The organism is Haloarcula quadrata (assembly GCF_003634715.1).
Taxonomy (GTDB): domain Archaea; phylum Halobacteriota; class Halobacteria; order Halobacteriales; family Haloarculaceae; genus Haloarcula; species Haloarcula marismortui.
The window spans coordinates 1,616,649-1,632,029 of the sequence record NZ_RBWW01000001.1 but is presented as its reverse complement, the minus strand read 5'-3'; the positions used below and the strand labels follow the sequence as shown (position 1 = coordinate 1,632,029).

The 15,381-nt window shown below is 61.7% G+C and carries 16 protein-coding genes; 10 read left to right on the top strand and 6 right to left on the bottom strand.

What is annotated here, in order from left to right; genetic code table 11:
- The first annotated feature begins 404 nt into the window (after positions 1–404).
- A complete protein-coding gene (locus tag BDK61_RS24160; RefSeq protein ID WP_279629711.1) occupies positions 405–536 on the top strand; it encodes a DUF7503 family protein in 132 nt (43 codons plus the stop codon).
- Between the two features lie 66 nt (positions 537–602).
- On the opposite strand, the gene BDK61_RS08350 is transcribed toward BDK61_RS24160, so the two are convergent.
- On the bottom strand, positions 603–2,690 hold the full coding sequence (locus BDK61_RS08350) for a hypothetical protein (protein WP_121302986.1): 2,088 nt from the start codon (positions 2,688–2,690) through the stop codon (positions 603–605).
- 228 nt (positions 2,691–2,918) lie between these two features.
- Here BDK61_RS08350 and BDK61_RS08345 point away from each other — a divergent pair, with 228 nt between their 5' ends.
- From BDK61_RS08345 to BDK61_RS08335, 3 genes are read left to right on the top strand one after another with little or no spacing between them, the layout of a single operon-like run.
- Positions 2,919–3,371: a DUF5788 family protein gene (locus BDK61_RS08345; protein ID WP_004961894.1), complete on the top strand. Its 453-nt coding sequence runs from the start codon at positions 2,919–2,921 to the stop codon at positions 3,369–3,371.
- A 1-nt stretch (position 3,372) separates the two neighbouring features.
- Complete coding sequence (gene polX / locus BDK61_RS08340) at positions 3,373–5,109, top strand: DNA polymerase/3'-5' exonuclease PolX (RefSeq protein WP_121302985.1); 1,737 nt, start codon at positions 3,373–3,375, stop codon at positions 5,107–5,109.
- Positions 5,102–5,566, top strand: coding sequence for a Mut7-C RNAse domain-containing protein (locus tag BDK61_RS08335; protein ID WP_004961900.1), 465 nt, complete (start codon positions 5,102–5,104; stop codon positions 5,564–5,566). The genes polX and BDK61_RS08335 overlap by 8 nt, the downstream gene beginning before the upstream one ends.
- A 24-nt stretch (positions 5,567–5,590) precedes the next feature.
- On the opposite strand, the gene BDK61_RS08330 is transcribed toward BDK61_RS08335, so the two are convergent.
- Positions 5,591–6,610, bottom strand: a complete 1,020-nt coding sequence (locus BDK61_RS08330) for a LolA family protein (RefSeq protein ID WP_007190480.1) — start codon at positions 6,608–6,610, stop codon at positions 5,591–5,593.
- 58 nt (positions 6,611–6,668) lie between these two features.
- Here BDK61_RS08330 and BDK61_RS08325 point away from each other — a divergent pair, with 58 nt between their 5' ends.
- From BDK61_RS08325 to BDK61_RS08315, 3 genes are read left to right on the top strand one after another with little or no spacing between them, the layout of a single operon-like run.
- Entirely contained in the window at positions 6,669–7,424 is a 756-nt protein-coding gene (locus tag BDK61_RS08325; RefSeq protein WP_195156667.1) for an ABC transporter ATP-binding protein, read from the top strand.
- The gene (locus BDK61_RS08320) at positions 7,424–8,659 is read left to right on the top strand and encodes an ABC transporter permease (protein ID WP_011223165.1); all 1,236 of its coding nucleotides are present in this window, start codon (positions 7,424–7,426) and stop codon (positions 8,657–8,659) included. The genes BDK61_RS08325 and BDK61_RS08320 overlap by 1 nt, the downstream gene beginning before the upstream one ends.
- Positions 8,660–8,711: 52 nt before the next feature.
- Positions 8,712–9,191 carry a DUF5797 family protein gene (locus BDK61_RS08315; protein ID WP_121302984.1) on the top strand — a complete coding sequence of 160 codons (480 nt, stop codon included), beginning with the start codon at positions 8,712–8,714 and terminating at the stop codon, positions 9,189–9,191.
- Between the two features lie 23 nt (positions 9,192–9,214).
- Here BDK61_RS08315 and BDK61_RS08310 read toward each other — a convergent pair whose 3' ends face one another.
- The gene (locus tag BDK61_RS08310; protein WP_121302983.1) at positions 9,215–10,270 is read right to left on the bottom strand and encodes a DUF5787 family protein; all 1,056 of its coding nucleotides are present in this window, start codon (positions 10,268–10,270) and stop codon (positions 9,215–9,217) included.
- A gap of 136 nt (positions 10,271–10,406) precedes the next feature.
- Here BDK61_RS08310 and BDK61_RS08305 point away from each other — a divergent pair, with 136 nt between their 5' ends.
- Complete coding sequence (locus BDK61_RS08305; RefSeq protein ID WP_004961916.1) at positions 10,407–10,880, top strand: RDD family protein; 474 nt, start codon at positions 10,407–10,409, stop codon at positions 10,878–10,880.
- An 84-nt stretch (positions 10,881–10,964) separates the two neighbouring features.
- Here the strand turns inward: BDK61_RS08305 and BDK61_RS08300 are convergent, their stop codons facing one another.
- A complete protein-coding gene (locus BDK61_RS08300; protein ID WP_004961919.1) occupies positions 10,965–11,396 on the bottom strand; it encodes a bis(5'-nucleosyl)-tetraphosphatase in 432 nt (143 codons plus the stop codon).
- A 95-nt stretch (positions 11,397–11,491) separates the two neighbouring features.
- Here BDK61_RS08300 and BDK61_RS08295 point away from each other — a divergent pair, with 95 nt between their 5' ends.
- Together BDK61_RS08295 and BDK61_RS08290 are read left to right on the top strand one after the other, a co-directional pair.
- Entirely contained in the window at positions 11,492–11,824 is a 333-nt protein-coding gene (locus BDK61_RS08295; RefSeq protein WP_007190485.1) for an uS10/mL48 family ribosomal protein, read from the top strand.
- A 55-nt stretch (positions 11,825–11,879) separates the two neighbouring features.
- Complete coding sequence (locus tag BDK61_RS08290; RefSeq protein WP_121302982.1) at positions 11,880–13,151, top strand: amidohydrolase; 1,272 nt, start codon at positions 11,880–11,882, stop codon at positions 13,149–13,151.
- A 5-nt stretch (positions 13,152–13,156) separates the two neighbouring features.
- On the opposite strand, the gene BDK61_RS08285 is transcribed toward BDK61_RS08290, so the two are convergent.
- Both BDK61_RS08285 and BDK61_RS08280 read right to left on the bottom strand, forming a co-directional pair.
- On the bottom strand, positions 13,157–13,609 hold the full coding sequence (locus BDK61_RS08285) for a type IV pilin (protein ID WP_082229903.1): 453 nt from the start codon (positions 13,607–13,609) through the stop codon (positions 13,157–13,159).
- Positions 13,610–13,849: 240 nt separating this feature from the next.
- Positions 13,850–15,268: a geranylgeranyl reductase family protein gene (locus BDK61_RS08280; protein WP_004961934.1), complete on the bottom strand. Its 1,419-nt coding sequence runs from the start codon at positions 15,266–15,268 to the stop codon at positions 13,850–13,852.
- Between the last annotated feature and the right edge of the window lie 113 nt (positions 15,269–15,381).

Below are 15,381 nucleotides of genomic sequence, written 5' to 3'. Positions count from 1 at the left end.
TCCCCCCGGTGCTGCCGACAAAGCCACCAGTGATCATCAATTGCATCAAGAAAGTAGCGATCGTTGTATACCTCGACCACCCTACGTCCGGCAACTGAAGGGAGCCGGTAGGATGTCTATATTTCGGATAGTCATCAGTTAATTTCCATTCATACATCAATACACAACCCTGATTGTCAGTTACATACCTGCCTACTAAACGTTACTGATGGGGGGTATCGCTAGCGTCTTCTCATGCGTACATACGACTTCCGCGTGTAATTCTCCCACTAAACACGCGATTTAACTCTTGTGCCGGTTGATTTCTGGATTTATCTTTTAATTCTATCCTTAATACAATATATAATATGTAGGAACCATTCAAATAAATTTAATTATCTTCCACCCAACATCCAATTCGTATCATGTCCGATACTACCATGCGCGAATACCTCGCAGAGCACCCAAAAATGGCCGGCGCACTGTTCACCCTCCTGATGTTACTGTCACAGGCAGGGACTGCAGCAGCTAATAATAGTTCGTACTTCGGTCCGTAATTTCAGAGTAGATCAGATACTTTCCAGCTTATTAAGCCGAGTTCGATAGGAAGCTACATCAATCATTTACGAGACAGCTTCAGCTAAATCAAGGGATTTGCTCCAATATAACTTGTCTCCGATCTGCACCGGTACTTTTTGCATGAGAAGGAAATCCTCTAATTCTGTTCTATCGAGCACAAGTGGACCAATCTCGCCGGATGCCAGATGATGACAGGAATAATCATTTACTAAAGGCATGGTAATAGCACCCAATTCGTCGACATCGGTTGGGTACATATTCATGAGTACTTCAAATTCTGTCCCATGAGGAGTTATTTTAAGCATATTCGGTGTCCCTCCCTCTGGCTGAGTAACAGTAACACCACCGTCACCCACGACAATATACTGTCCACCGAGAATGCTCTCACCGCGCGCAATAGTTAGCGCCGCTCGGAGCGGGAAGCCGCAGTTCAACAACCGTGCGACAGTCTCACCGATGCGAACCGCACCGTCGTTTAGTACTTCGTTAAGCGTGACGATGCCAGCGATTGCGCCCTTTTCGACGAGCGCCAGACCCTGATTATACGAGTTGCAGGCGTTCAGCAGGAAGGTGTCGATGCCGACCGAATCGACCGTCGTCACGTCGAGCTTGCCGTCGGAGCAGACGAAGCCGTCGTGTTCGGTGTGGCCGATATAGTGGAAGAACTCTGCGTCGGTCGTGAGGACCGTTCCGAGTTCCGCCGTCGTCAGGTCGTCGTGGACTGTGACATCGAACGGCAGGTCGTCGCGGGTGCCATACACTTCGTCGACGAGCTGTCGTTCCTCGTCCATCCGGGCGTCGTTCTGGACGACTCGAATCGTGATATCCTCGGCGTTCGTATCGCGGTCGAGTCGGTGTTCGAACGCCGCTTTGGTCAGCTTGCTCGCACCGATAGGAATGCTGTCCCCGATCCAGGCCTGTTCGAGTGAGTCGTGGGCCTGTGGCTCGACGTAGTCCGTATCTGGTGGCGCGGTGGCAGTGTCTGAACTCGCGGCGCGGGTGATGACATCGTCGCGGGTGAACTCGGCCTCGGCCTCCGCCGGAACGCTCGCCTGGTTTAGCCGCTGTTGCTGGTGCGTTCGGACGATAGCGAGGTCATCGACGACGTACGGGAGCTGTTCCGCGTTCGCCGGCACCGGGTCGATGTGCGTTGTCAGCCGCCACTTCGGGATGTGGTCCTCAATAACGTCGTACGGCACCTGCAGATAGGTGGCGACCTGCTCCGCCAGTGGTTGCTGGTACAGCGACTGGAAGTCGAGGTTGACGTAGGGCTCGATAGCTGCTCGCTCGTGCAAGTCGATCTGGTGGAACCCCTCAGTGCGTGTGACACAATCGAGGAAGAAGAGACGCTTGAGCGTGCGTCCGACCTCGGATTCGAAGCCTCGTGCGGTATCTAGCGAGTACGTAAATCCCGTGTCGGTCGTGAGCCGTGGCTCGGATGCGGGGACGAGCGAGGCTCCGAGGTAGTACGAAAGCGGCGCGGCGACGAAGATAGACGCGAGATCGGGCGGGAGTTCGAGCGTGACACCGGTATCCGGACTGTCGATATCCGCTGGGATGTCCAGCGTATCACCGATTTCAAGCGCCGGCGGGTGGCCGCGGAGCGTCGGATAGGAGCGCTCGGGGTCGTGGGCCTTGAGTGCCGACCCGAAGGTTTCGATCGCGGCCATCACGTCAGCCGGCTGCTCGGTCGTCGTGACCGTGGCAGCCGGCCGGTCGTGCTGGGAGCGAGCGCCGATGAGCAGGTCCGTCGGAGCGTCGAACTCGATTCGGGTCCGGTCCGAGTCGACGGTGACCTCGACTTCGGCGTCCTCGACCCGCATATACGTCTTGATCTGCGTCAGCGGGTCAAGGACGTAGTCATCCGCCGGCAGCGTCTCAGACTCGAACTGCGCAACCTCGGCGGCTATCGCTCCGTCGTCGTCACGGACGTACACCATGACCACCGTCGGTAGTTCGATAGCGCGCGTCCGTATCCGGACAGCGTCCCCGACGGGATACTGAAACACGTCGGCCGCCGTCTCCCTGAGCGCGATTGGCGTCGGCGTGTGTATCCGGTAGCGCTGGCGCTCGATCTGGTCAATGACCGCGAGCCCAGGACGGTCGTCAAGCGGTTCGAACGTTAGAGTCATATAATAAACGAGGGGGACAGTATTACTCTCGTACAATGAGAACGGCAGAGACAATGAAAAAGATATCGCCGACCTCGTTTTATTTCAGTCAGGACCGTTCACAGCGTCTCCCAGAAACACGGAGGCTGAACGGGCACACGTGGGTAGAGCAAAAACAGGCGACGCCGTACAACCGCTGGCGACCGATGGGCGAAGCGGGTAAGGGCAACCCGGTCTAAGGCGCTGCTAGTGAAAGAGTTCGAGCGCAAACAGTTGCTGGAGCGCATCGAACGCGACAGCGCGACCGTCGGTGCGAACATTCCCGATGAAATCACCGTGCAGGGCGAGGAGATCGAACTCCAGTCGTTCGTCTTCGAGATCAAGCGTCGGGAGACAATTCCGCGGGGCGAGCGCGAGCGCGTCGAGCAAGCGAAAAAGAACCTGCGGCGCGAGCGTCTCCAGCGCAAGCAACGGATCGAGGACAACGAAGTGAGTTACGAACGCGGCGAGGAGCTTGCCACGGCCATCATCGGCATCGACCGGGCGCTCAACGCCCTCGAACAGCTCGGTGCGGCCAACATCGAGCAGGAAGCGCAGGCTCAGGAGACAGCCGACAGGAAACGCTGGATGAAGTTCCTGCAGAAAGCGCTTGGACACGAGGACGCAGACTCCGGCACGGGTCGTGCCGGACGGAGCTACTAACATGAGCCGGAACGACGAAATCGCAACACTGCTCGAAGAGTTCGCCGACCTGCTAGACGCCAAAGGCGTCGAGTACAAGCCCCGGGCCTACCGCCGGGCGGCCGAGAACATCAGGGACTTCCCCGGCGCAATCGAGGGGCTGGCCGCCGAGGGCGAGGACAGCGTTGGTGAAATAGACGCCGTCGGCGACGCCATTTCTTCGAAGGTGGTCGAATACGTCGAGACCGGCGAAATCGAGGAGCTGACCGAACTCCGCGAGGAGCTTCCCGTCGAGATGGACGCACTCACAGCGGTCGAGGGGGTTGGGCCGAAATCCGTCGGCTCGCTGTACGAGGCGCTGGGCATCACCACCCTTGATGAACTGGAAGCCGCCGCCGAGGCCGGCGAGATACAGGCGGTGTCGGGCTTCGGCGCGAAAACAGAGCAGAACATCCTCGACAACATCGACTTCGCCCGTGAGGCCCACGAGCGGTCGCTGCTCGGCGAGGCCCGACCGTACGGTGACCGGATTCGGAGTTACATGGCCGCCGGTGACGCCGTGACCGAGTGCGCGCTCGGCGGCTCGATTCGCCGCTGGCGGCCGACTATCGGCGACGTGGACGTGCTCGTCGGGAGTACCGACGCTGAGGCCGTCGTCGAGCGGTTCGCCGACTGGGAGGGACTCGACCGGGTTATCGAGTCCGGCGAGACGAAAGCCAGCGCCTACGCGGACGACGTTCGGGTCGACCTTCGGATCGTCGACCCATCGGAGTTCGGTGCGGCGCTACAGTATTTCACCGGCAGCAAAGACCACAACGTGGCAGTCCGAAACCGCGCCATCGAGCGGGACCTGAAAGTCAACGAGTACGGCGTCTTTGATGTCGAGGACGTCGAAGACGATGACCAGCGGGCTGGCGAACTGGTGGCCAGCGAAACCGAGGAAGCGGTGTACGACGCACTGGGAATGGACTGGGTTCCGCCGGAACTCCGCGAGAACCGCGGCGAAGTCGAGGCCGCCGCGGACGGAGCGCTCCCCGACCTCCTCGCCGAGGGCGAAGTTCGCGGCGACATCCACACCCATACGAACTGGTCGGACGGCAGCAACAGTATCACGGAGATGGTCGAGGGCGCGGCCGCGTTCGGCCACGACTACCTCGCCGTCACGGACCACGCGACCGGGCCGGGGATGGTCGGCGGCGTCGGCGTCCCGGATGAGAAACTCCGCGAGCAGTTGACCGAGGTCGAATCGGTTGCGGCGGATGCTTCCATCGACGTGTTCACCGGCGTCGAGGCCAACATCGCCGCGGACGGCAGTGTCTCGGTCGCCGACGACCTGCTGGCAGAACTGGATGTCGTGGTCGCCTCGCCACACGCCGCGCTGGACGGGGACGGCACAGACCGCCTCGTCGCGGCCGCACAGCACCCCGACGTGAACGTCATCGGCCACCCGACGGGGCGCTATCTGAACCGTCGAGAAGGGCTGGACGTGGATGTGGAGCGGCTCGCATCTGTCGCTGCCGACAACGACACGGCGCTGGAAATAAACGCCAACCCCGCCCGGCTGGACCTCGGCGGTGGCGCGGTCAAGCAGGCCGTTGAGGCTGGGGCGACAATCGCCATCAACACAGACGCCCACAGCCCGGGTAACTTCGAACTCTTGCGCTACGGCGTCCACATGGCTCGGCGGGGCTGGGCCGAGACGGACAACGTACTGAACACCCGCGACGCCGAGGGTCTCCGCGAGTTCCTCGATGCCTGAGCACACCCCTAGCGACCGACTCGCGCTTGATGCGATGCTCGGCAAACTCGCCACCTATCTGCGGATGTGTGGCTACGACACGGCGTACGCGCTGGACCGGGACGCCGAGGCCGATGACGACCTCCTCGACATAGCGGAACGTGAGGACCGGCTGGTGATTACCCGGGATAGTGACCTCGCCACCCGCGCACCCGAGAGTGTGCTCCTCAGCGAGCGAGAGATTGAAGACCAGCTGCGAGAACTCGCAGACGCCGGCTTCCGCCTCTCGCTGGCTCCGGAGCCGGACTACTGTGGCGTCTGCAACAGCCCGGTCGAGGAAGTCGACCCGGTAGAACCGACGCCGGAGTACGCACCGAGTGCAGGTGACGAGCGGGTCTGGCGCTGTACCGACTGCGGGCAACACTTCTGGAAAGGGAGCCACTGGGCGTCAGTCGAGGCGACGCTGGAAGACGTATAGAATACAGAAAATTACCGGGCGTCGCTACAGTTCTTCAGCGACGGCGACAGCCTCGTCGGTCGTCCCCTCGACGACCACGCCAGTCGTGACATCGTCTTCAGTCCAGTAGACCACAGCCCTGTCGCCGCGTTCGATTGCGGTCGCGTTCTGGCCGTTCACCTGCACCGCCGTCCCGTTCTCCGCATCGTCCAGATAGCTCGATGCGCCGGTCGCGGTCAGAACCGTCACGTTCTCGCCGTCAGTGTCGTACTGCTGTGCCACAGCCGTACTCTCGGGCCGGCTAATGTACCGGGCTTCTTCGAAGGTCCCGTTCTCGTACTCTGGCAGGTCCAGGTCCGTCGCGGACTGGGCTGCGTCGTATGAGTCGTACGTCTCGACGGTCGTAACGGCAACTCGGTCAGCCGGTGGGGCGAACTGGCTGTCGTCGATGCTGACGTTGAAGTTCGTCTCCTCGACGGTGAGTTCCGTCCGGTTCGTCCCGTCGTCAGTGGTCATCTTGTGGACGCGGTAGTCCTCAGTATCGACCCACAGCGTCGTGTTCGGCGCGTCGATGCTCTCGTTGGTCGGTTCGAGGTCGAGAACGTACGTCGATTCGCCGTTGACCTCCTCAGTTCCCCGGAGCGTCGCAGTGACGTTCTCCTCGGGAACCGGGTCGGTGGTGTCGTTCATCGCCACGGATTCCTCGGTCAGTTCGCGGGCATACGACTGGTTCTCGCCGACCGCCCAGACGACGGTCCCATTCGTCCCCATCTCGTAGGACCGGTTCTCACTTGTGACGGCGGCCCACGTCTTGTTCGGCTCAGCGGCAGCGTACTCCACCGTCGCAGTCTTCGATTCCGAGTCGTTCGTGACGGTCACTGTCGCGGTCCCGGTAATTGTCTCGGCCGCGTCGTAGCGCTGCTCGGTCTCGTCGAGCACGTCGTCGCCGGATGGCTGCCCCATCTGCTCGAAGCCGGAAACGCCGGCGACTGCCCCCACAGCCAGCAGTCCGATGGTGACAAACACAGCGACGATAGCCAGTCTCCGTCCGGTATCGGCTGTCATTGTCCGGGCTTAGGACTGGAATGGTAAGTGGGTTGCTCCTGTCACAGCGCGGACTACTATGACAGAGGGCGAACCCCTCATTGCCGTCCAGTCCGTACGCGTGGCCGTGAGCGAGTCAGCGAACACGACTGTCCGCGTCGACGGCGTCAGCAAGCAGTACGACCTCGGCGGGACGGTGACGGCGCTGGACGACGTGAGTCTGGACCTGTCGGCGGGGTCGTACACGGCGGTGATGGGACCGAGCGGCTCCGGGAAGAGCACGCTGTTGAACCTCATCGGCGGGCTGGACACGCCGTCGTCGGGGCAGGTCGTGGTCAACGGACAGGACGTTTCGGCGGCCAGCGAGGCCGAGCGGGCCGACATCCGCGGGACAGAGGTCGGGTTCGTCTTCCAGACGTTCAATCTCATGCCGCGACTCTCCGCGGTGGAAAACGTCGCTCTGCCGCTGGTCTTCGACGGTTGGGACCGCGCCCGCCGCCGCGAGCGGGCGAGGTCGCTCCTCTCTGAGGTTGGACTCGGCGACCGCACCGACCACGTCCCCTCGGAACTCAGCGGCGGCCAGCGCCAGCGGGTCGCCATCGCCCGTGCGCTGTCGACCGACCCGGCGTTGATTCTCGCCGATGAGCCCACCGGCAACGTCGACACGGACACCGGTGCACAGATACTCGACCTGTTCGATGACCTCCATGCGGCGGGCAATACGTTCCTGCTGGTGACCCACGAGCGCCACGTCGCCGAGCGGGCGGAGCGAATCGTCCACGTCGAAGACGGCCACATCCAGTCCGTCGAGGACGTCTCCGGGGGCGAACACTGATGGACACCAGCGAGAGCGTCCGCATCACGCTCCGGTCTATCAGGGCGCACAAGCTCCGGTCGGCGCTGACGGTCGTCGGCGTCGTTATCGGCATCGCGTCGGTCATCACGTTCGCCACGTTCGGGGCCAGTGTTGAGGCCGAAATCGTCGGCGACATCGAGACATCGAACGCAGGCAACATCTACGTGTTCGGAACCCCGTCCGGCGATGACGACTTCGACCGGACCCTCCAGCCGGTGTTTACTGAGCACGACATTCAGGAGCTAGAGGGGATTGCTGGGGTACAGGCGGTGCTCCCGCGTGGTATCGTCCAGACACAGTCGGTACGGCACGGGAATCAAACGCTTGCTAGACAGCAGGTCACAGCGACGCGGCCGGCCAGTTTCACGCCGGGGGTCCTCGTCGAGGGGCGCTCCTTCGAGACCGACGAGAATGCCGTCGTTGTCAACGAACGCATGGCCGGCTCGTTCTCCGAGAACATCACCACCGGTGAGCGCCTCACGATGACGATGCCTGACGGGAGCGAGCGGAACGTTACTGTCGTCGGCGTCGTCAACGGGACTCGCGGGGAAGTCCCGGTTAGCGAGTTCGCCCGTCAGCCCCGGGTGTATGTTCCTATCGACGCCTTCTATGAGTCTGTCGTCGAGAGCCCGTCGGCGGGTGTGCGGCAACGCGCGTACCCGCAGGTAACCCTCGTCGTCGACCCGCGAGAGATTCCGGAGACGCAGTCGGAGATTCAGACGTACCTCTCCGGTGAGTCCGACGCGCGGTCACTCTCGGCCGACGACACGGAGCTGGTCGCCCGGTCCGGGAACGACTTCGTCGAGGAGATCAGCGATGTCATCGAACGCATCACGCGCTTTGTCACCGGCATCGCCGTCATCGCACTCGTCGTCGGCGCTATCGGCATTGCTAATGTAATGCTCGTCAGCGTCACCGAGCGGACCCGCGAAATCGGCATTATGAAAGCCGTCGGCGCGCGCAACCGTGACGTGATGCAGGTGTTTCTCGTCGAGGCCGCACTGCTCGGAACGCTCGGCTCGCTGCTCGGGGTGCCGCTCGGACTGCTCGTCGGCTACGGGGCGACGCGGTACGCTGAAGTGACCTTCTCGCTCGCGCCGCTGTGGATGGCGCTGGCGGTCGGCGTTGGCGTACTGGTCGGCGTCGTCGCCGGCCTCTACCCGGCGTGGCGAGCGGCGCGGGTCGACCCCATCGACGCACTCAGACACGAGTGAGCCTTACCCGGATTCAGAACACCGAAATACGTGGTCGTCGTACCGACGCGCCATGACCCTCTCGGAGGAGGCCCGCGAGCGGCTCGCCGACATCGTCGAACTCCAGCCGACGAAAAACGGCGAGCTACAGGAGCGCTGGGACATGGACAGCGGGAGCGAGGTACACCAGTACCTCGAAGCCGAACTCAAGGAGTACTACTACCGCAACGACAACAGCCTCATCTGTGCGACGCCGGAGGCGACGACGCTCATCGACGGGGAGGACTCCGAACGGATACAGACGGTGACAGTCACCTCGCTCCAGCAGGCTGTCGTCGACGTGATTGCCGGCCCGGATGAGGAGAGCCAGAGCGTCGTCGCCGTGTTACACGCCCTCCGCGAGGTCGGCGAGGACCGAGATACCGACGACGTTCGTTCTGCGCTCCGGAGCCTCGCAGACAAAGGTATCGTGGAGACAGTCGAGAAGACCGTCCCGACGTTCAGGCTGGCCGTTCCGCGCGGCGAGCTAGATATTGAGCTGTCCGAGGAGTGAGGGCGGACCGCGGTGTCGGTCAGCTACTCTGACAGCCCCGGCCGCTGGCGGCGTCGTCGCCGCGCTAACAGCCGCTTTATTGCCCTGCCCGGCCCGCCGTCAAGCGGCCAGTCCTTCGACCGCCACGTCGGCGGTTCCGGCTCGTAGGACGGACACTGCCCCCGACACTCCGCCGCTGTCGGTAGACACTCCTTTGCAGCGCAGTGGGGGTACACGCCAGTCTCGCCGGCAGTGAGCTGGAAGTGGCGGCAGTCGGGGCGCATCGTGTCCGCGTAAGCGCGCCACCCGCGAGCGTACGCCCGCTCAGCGATGGCGAGACGCCGCTCGTGCTTCCAGTCGGTGTCTACGTACTCGAACCGGGCGGCGCTGGTGTCATCGTCCGGTCGGTCCAGAATTCGCGTTCCGGGCTCAGCCACTGACAGCGACCGCGGTTGCCAGACCGCCTCAGCCGTTCCGGATTCGGAGTCGACCGTCAACACGCCGGCGGCTGCGGGCAGGTCCGCCAGTAGAATCGGCTCCACACGCTCGTCGGTCGCCGCCGTCGCAACCCACACCTCATCGGCCAGCGAGAGCGCGATGTCCCGCTCCAGTTGTGGGACGAGATTCCTGGCGGCGCTGGCCGTCAGGTCGGGCTTGTTCTCGATGGCGACGACCCGCCGGAGCCAGTCCGGATAGGGACGTACCCGACGAATTTCGATGCGATTGCTGCGCTTGCGAGTCTCAATGGCATCACGGTCGGCCGCCTCGTGAATCGACTCCCGGACGTACCGCCACGGGTAGCCCGGGTCAGGCAGCGCATCGCGATAGTAGGTCCAGTCCGCCGGCGCGTTCTGCAGGACGTGCAGGTGGTCCGAGTCAAACGCTTCGGTGCCGAATTTCGCCCGTTCCCGGAGTCCATCGGGATCGCACTCCAGTACAATCGTATCCCAGCGGCGGTGTTTCGTTCCGAACTGTCTGGCGACCAGCACCGCCGCGTCGTCGGACGGCGACCACTCGCGCTCGGCCCACTGGCAGACGGACAGTTCGAAGGCAAACTCAGAGGTGGCCGACACGGCCGACCGTTCGACGGTCGACAGCAAAACCTTTTATTGTGAGACCGGCCCGGTCAATATCATTCCATAATCCCTCTCATATGACACTATCTCTGGTTGGTGTTATTTTATTTATATAATGCTACGAAAGTTTTATTTTTTCGGACGAAAGGCTCACTAGTGTATGGATAAACATCCACGAGCAAACCTCGAAAAGAAGGCAGGGCTCGGCAAACGATTCGCGGCCCGATTCCTCGACGGATTCCTCATCGCCATCGTCTTTGGAATCATCTTCTTCGTCATCGGCGGCGTCGGCGGTGCCGCTTCCGGCGAGAGCAACGCCGCTATAGCAGGGTTAGCTGGAGCCTACCTCTTCATGCTGATCGGATTCCCGTTCGTATACTTCCTCTATCACACGATCATGGAGGCAATGTACGGCTACACGCTCGGGAAACACGCACTCGGGCTCGTCATCGCCGACGAGAGCGGCGGCGGCATCACATGGGTCGACTCGATCGTCAGGAACGTGTTCCGACTCATCGGCTTCTTTTTCTCGCCGTTTTCGGCGTTGCTGGCCGTAATTCTCATCGCGGTGAATGACGACGAACAGCGTCTCGGCGATATGGCTGGAAGCACCATTGTCGTCGAACAGGCCTAACGAAGCCGAAAACGCCCGTTTCGAACAGCAAGCGAGAGGGCTATCGCTGTCTCCGGCGGCAAGTCGACTCCCGCTACGAGACCGCTACTCCTCGCCGTCTTCCCGTTCGTCGAGGAACCCGTGTGCCTGTTCGAGTATCTCGCGGGGGCCGTCCTGCGTGACCGTGTTGATGGCCTGCTCGTAGTCGCGCCACTGCAGGTCGCGGTGTTCTGTGGACAGTTCAGCTGACGCTTCGAACGATTTCGCGACGAACAGGTGGACCGTCTTGTGGATGGTATTGCCGTTCGCCTCGAACACGTAGTCGTAGTCTTCGCGGAACCCGTCTAAAAGCCGGAAATCGCCGATACCGGCCTCCTCTTTCACTTCGCGTATGGCGGTCTGCTGGAGTTCTTCCTCGCCCTCAACGCCGCCCTTGGGGAATTCCCAATCGCCGGGTCGGCTCTTGAGCAGGAGGTACTCCCGCCGGCCACGCGTATCGCGAAAGAGGATGGCTCCCGCGCTCGTGGCCTCTATCATTATCGGATTTTATGACACCGCTACTTAAGAGAATATCGGAGACACAACGGAAACAGATGGCCTTTTGTCACTCGCGGCTGAGTGTTCGTCTACAGATGCCCTTCGTCACAACGCTGACTTTCACCAGTGGGGACCGACACCGCCTCGAAGACACTGTCACAGAGATTAAACAGAGTGCCGAGCAGAAGGGAGTTGAACTCAAGGGCCCGCACCCGAAGCAACCTCAGGAGTTGCGGATTCCACAATCGAAATCGCTGGGGCCAGACGGTGGCCGCTTCGACTCCTGGACACATACCGTCTACACTCGGACCATAGAGATTGTCGGGTACGAGGAGTTCGCCCGGGACGTTACCCAGCGTACTTTCCCGAATGCAATCCACGTTGAGGCCGGCGTCGAACAGCGGACGCAGGTCGGCAGCGGGTCGTAGGGCCGCCGTCCGCTCCTGTGGATTCTTATAAGTAACTGTGACCCGTTTCGCCGACATGAACGAGGCCCAACAGGAGCGGCGCAGGTCCGTCCGGCGTGACCTACACAGCTGCCCTGAACCCGCGTGGCGGGAGTTCTACACTACCAGTCGCATCGTTGAGGAAATCGAGCGAATCGGCGTCGACCAGTTGTATATTGGTCGGGATGTCGTGGACGGCGATGCGCGGATGGCAGTCCCCGACGGCAATGAACTCGAAGACTGGCAACGGAAGGCCCGTGACGCCGGTGCCCGCGAGGACGTGCTGGAGGCCGCCGCCGGAGGATTTACTGGGGCTCTCGCTGTGCTCGAACAGGGTGAGGGACCGACCGTCGCGCTCAGAGTCGACATCGATGCGCTACCGATAACGGAGTCAGACAGTGTGGCACACGCCCCAGCGACGGAGGAGTTCCGTTCAACAAACGAGGGGTACATGCACGCCTGCGGGCACGACGCCCACGCGACGATTGGCCTTGGCGTGCTGGAGGCAGTGAAAGAGAGTGATTTCAAGGGGACGTTCAAAGTCGTCTTCCAGCCGGCCGAAGAGGTCATCGGCGGCGGGAAGGCCGTCGCCGAGAGTGGACATCTGGATGACGTGGACCACTTGCTGGCGATACACATCGGTCTCGATCATCCGACCGGAGAGATTGTCGCCGGCGTCGGCGGCTTCCTCGCCGTTCGGCAGTTCCGGGCGGCCTTCACCGGCGAGACGGCGCACGCCGGCGGGCATCCGGCACAGGGACGGGACGCTGTGCAGGCCCTGGCGACCGCCGTACAGAACCTCCATGCGATTCGCCGGCACGGTGACGGCGCAACGCGTGTCAACGCCGGGGTTGTCGAGGGCGGCACAGCAACGAATATTGTCCCCGGAGAAGCGACGCTGGAAGGCGAGGTCCGCGGCGAAACGACGCCACTCAAGGAGTACATGAGCGAGCGGGCAGACACCGTCATGTCGTCCGCGGCCGAGATGCACGACTGCGAGGTCGCTATCGAGACGACCGCAGAAGCGCCGAGTGCGGTGAGCGACGATGCGCTCGCGGGTGTGGTGTACGATGCGGCAGACTCAGTTCCCGGCGTCACCAGCCGCCTCCGGACTGACGACCTCGGCGGAAGCGAGGACGCAACCTACCTGATGGACCGCGTCCAGAACCACGGTGGAACGGCGACGTTCGTCGGTATCGGGACTGACCACCCCGGCGGCCACCACACGCCCCTGTTCGATATCGATGAAGACTCGCTGACTATCGGTATCGATGTCGTCACTGAAGCGATCAGCCAACTGAGCGGCTGAATACGCTACGGTGCTTCCCAGCTGGCAAGCTGAATAGATTTGCCGCTGTCCGGCGACTTCCAGTTCAGCGTAACTGCCGCATCCGAGAGGTCAGACGCCTTCGAAAACGTCACACGTGACCCGGCCGTGATTTTTGAACCCGCCGCCGGCGCGCCACTGAGACTTGTGAAATCGTGCTGTCCGTTGGCAGTTGAAGCACCGCTAACGGTGATATACAGATTTCCAGCCTGAATCGAGTCACCGCTCCGGTGTTCGATTGTCAGGCTATCAGGACTCCCAGACTCATAATCGAAGGTAAACGCCGCCTGTGGCGCGTTTTGGCCGAGATTCCCAGAGCCAAAATCTAAGAAGAACGTCGCTGCTGTGGCCGCCAGCAGCACCGTTATTGCAACCATTAGTATAACTCCCACAACTGGTGAGACTGCACTATCGTCGGATTTGAATCTGCGTGCTAGCATGATTGACCCCCACTTGGGCGACGGTCGACACGCTGTCGCCGTCTCGGTGACCCCCCGGTCGACCGACCCCAGTGTGACTTCATTTTGATATCATGTTGTTAAATAATAAAACTTGTTGTTCAAAACTATATTTTACGAATTAATCAACCACTATCCAGATTGCCGTCAAAAACGATAGTTCCGCCGCTGACAACAGGACCAGTATATCAGAATCAGCCGAAAACGCAACGAACTGTCGAATCAGTACTTCGGCTCTGCGCCAGTGACCTCGTAGATATCGTCCATAATCGAATCACGCTCGCGTTGCCAGGCCTCGAAGCCGCTACGGTCGCTGGGGTAGGATTCGTAATGCTCCAGCAGCCGGTCGGCGGCCTTTTTCGTCTGGTAGAGGTCCCGGATAGTCCCGAGGTGGCCGATGCTCTTGACGGCCATCTTGAGTTTGAGTCCGAGCCCGATACTGGTCGAACCGCCGTACAGCGCTTCGGCGAGCTTTTCGCCGGGCAGCGCGGCCAGCAGCGCCATCAGGTCGTCGACGTCGTAAGCGGTGGTGAAGATGTTGTATACGTCAAGCGCCGCATACCGGGCGCCGAAGTGGTCCATCACGCGCTCGTTGTACTCCCAGAGGGCGGCTTCGTCGTCTGTCCGTCCGGCTTCGATAGTCTCGATAGCCTGCTCAGCGGCGTAGGTCCCAGCGTAGGCCGCCCCAGCAATACCGCCGCCGGTCGTCGGGTTGACGTGTCCGGCAGCATCGCCAACGGCCATGAATCCGGGCGCAACAGCGGAATCGTACGGCCGGCGCGTCGGCAGTGCAGCGCCGAGTTTATCCTGTACCTCTGCGCCCTCGAACTCGCTTCGGCCCTGAAGGTCGCGTTTGAGGTCGTCGACCAGTTCCATCGGCTCCTCGTTCATCTGGAAGCCGAGGCCGGCGTTGATTTCCGTGTCCGTGCGCGGGAAGTACCAGAGGTAGCCGGCGGAGCGCTCGGTCGGCTTGAACACGAGCGCGTCGTCCCATTCTACCGGTTCGTCGACTTCGATTATCTCGCGGTATGCCGAGCAAAACTGCGAGTACTGGACGTTTGTATCGAAGGTCGCGGCTTCGAGGTCGGTCTTGTCCTGCAGAATCGACAGCGCGCCGGCCCCATCGATGACCATGTCACCCTCGTATGTGACAGGGTCGCCTTTCCGCATGGCTTTCACGCCGGTCACACGGCCACTATCGTCCTGTAACACGTCCTGAACCACCGTATCGTAGTGGAACTCCACACCGCTGTCGTTTGCGCCTTCGATGAGACAGCGACCGTACTCCCAGCGGTCGATGACGGCGAGTTCGCCCGGGACAGGGATTTCGAGAACGGTGTCCTCCTGTGGGATCTCGAACCGGCCGTGGTCGACATCCGTGTTGGTAAACGCCGGTTCGAGCTGGGACTTCGGGATCGCATCGGGGAAGTCGCTGGCTCCTTTTAGTGCGTCCCCGCAGGCGATGTGGCCGGCCTCGGTTTCGTCTTTGCGCTCTACGATGACGACGTCGTAGCCCGCATCTGCGACGGTCGCAGCGGCGTAACAGCCGGATGTCCCGGCCCCGACGACGACAACGTCCACGGACACGGTCCGTGCCGTCGCCGACGCACCGTCGGCGTTGCCGTCCTGATGTGTGGTCATGCACTCTCGTCCTGCCCGGAGAGAGAAAATTATTCCGCTACGGGTTTCAGACGGACTGCTAGAACAATCTTTCGAGATGAACGGCCGACTGCGGGTGCTCGGTACAGCATTGA

Bases quoted from the DNA above. Each gene is read 5' to 3' on its own strand.
- BDK61_RS24160 (WP_279629711.1), top strand. From the start codon at position 405: ATGTCCGATACTACCATGCGCGAATACCTCGCAGAGCACCCAAAAATG.
- BDK61_RS08350 (WP_121302986.1), bottom strand. From the start codon at position 2,690: ATGACTCTAACGTTCGAACCGCTTGACGACCGTCCTGGGCTCGCGGTC.
- polX (WP_121302985.1), top strand. From the start codon at position 3,373: ATGAGCCGGAACGACGAAATCGCAACACTGCTCGAAGAGTTCGCCGAC.
- BDK61_RS08335 (WP_004961900.1), top strand. From the start codon at position 5,102: ATGCCTGAGCACACCCCTAGCGACCGACTCGCGCTTGATGCGATGCTC.
- BDK61_RS08330 (WP_007190480.1), bottom strand. From the start codon at position 6,610: ATGACAGCCGATACCGGACGGAGACTGGCTATCGTCGCTGTGTTTGTC.
- BDK61_RS08325 (WP_195156667.1), top strand. From the start codon at position 6,669: ATGACAGAGGGCGAACCCCTCATTGCCGTCCAGTCCGTACGCGTGGCC.
- BDK61_RS08320 (WP_011223165.1), top strand. From the start codon at position 7,424: ATGGACACCAGCGAGAGCGTCCGCATCACGCTCCGGTCTATCAGGGCG.
- BDK61_RS08315 (WP_121302984.1), top strand. From the start codon at position 8,712: ATGACCCTCTCGGAGGAGGCCCGCGAGCGGCTCGCCGACATCGTCGAA.
- BDK61_RS08305 (WP_004961916.1), top strand. From the start codon at position 10,407: ATGGATAAACATCCACGAGCAAACCTCGAAAAGAAGGCAGGGCTCGGC.
- BDK61_RS08300 (WP_004961919.1), bottom strand. From the start codon at position 11,396: ATGATAGAGGCCACGAGCGCGGGAGCCATCCTCTTTCGCGATACGCGT.
- BDK61_RS08295 (WP_007190485.1), top strand. From the start codon at position 11,492: ATGCCCTTCGTCACAACGCTGACTTTCACCAGTGGGGACCGACACCGC.
- BDK61_RS08290 (WP_121302982.1), top strand. From the start codon at position 11,880: ATGAACGAGGCCCAACAGGAGCGGCGCAGGTCCGTCCGGCGTGACCTA.
- BDK61_RS08285 (WP_082229903.1), bottom strand. From the start codon at position 13,609: ATGCTAGCACGCAGATTCAAATCCGACGATAGTGCAGTCTCACCAGTT.
- BDK61_RS08280 (WP_004961934.1), bottom strand. From the start codon at position 15,268: ATGACCACACATCAGGACGGCAACGCCGACGGTGCGTCGGCGACGGCA.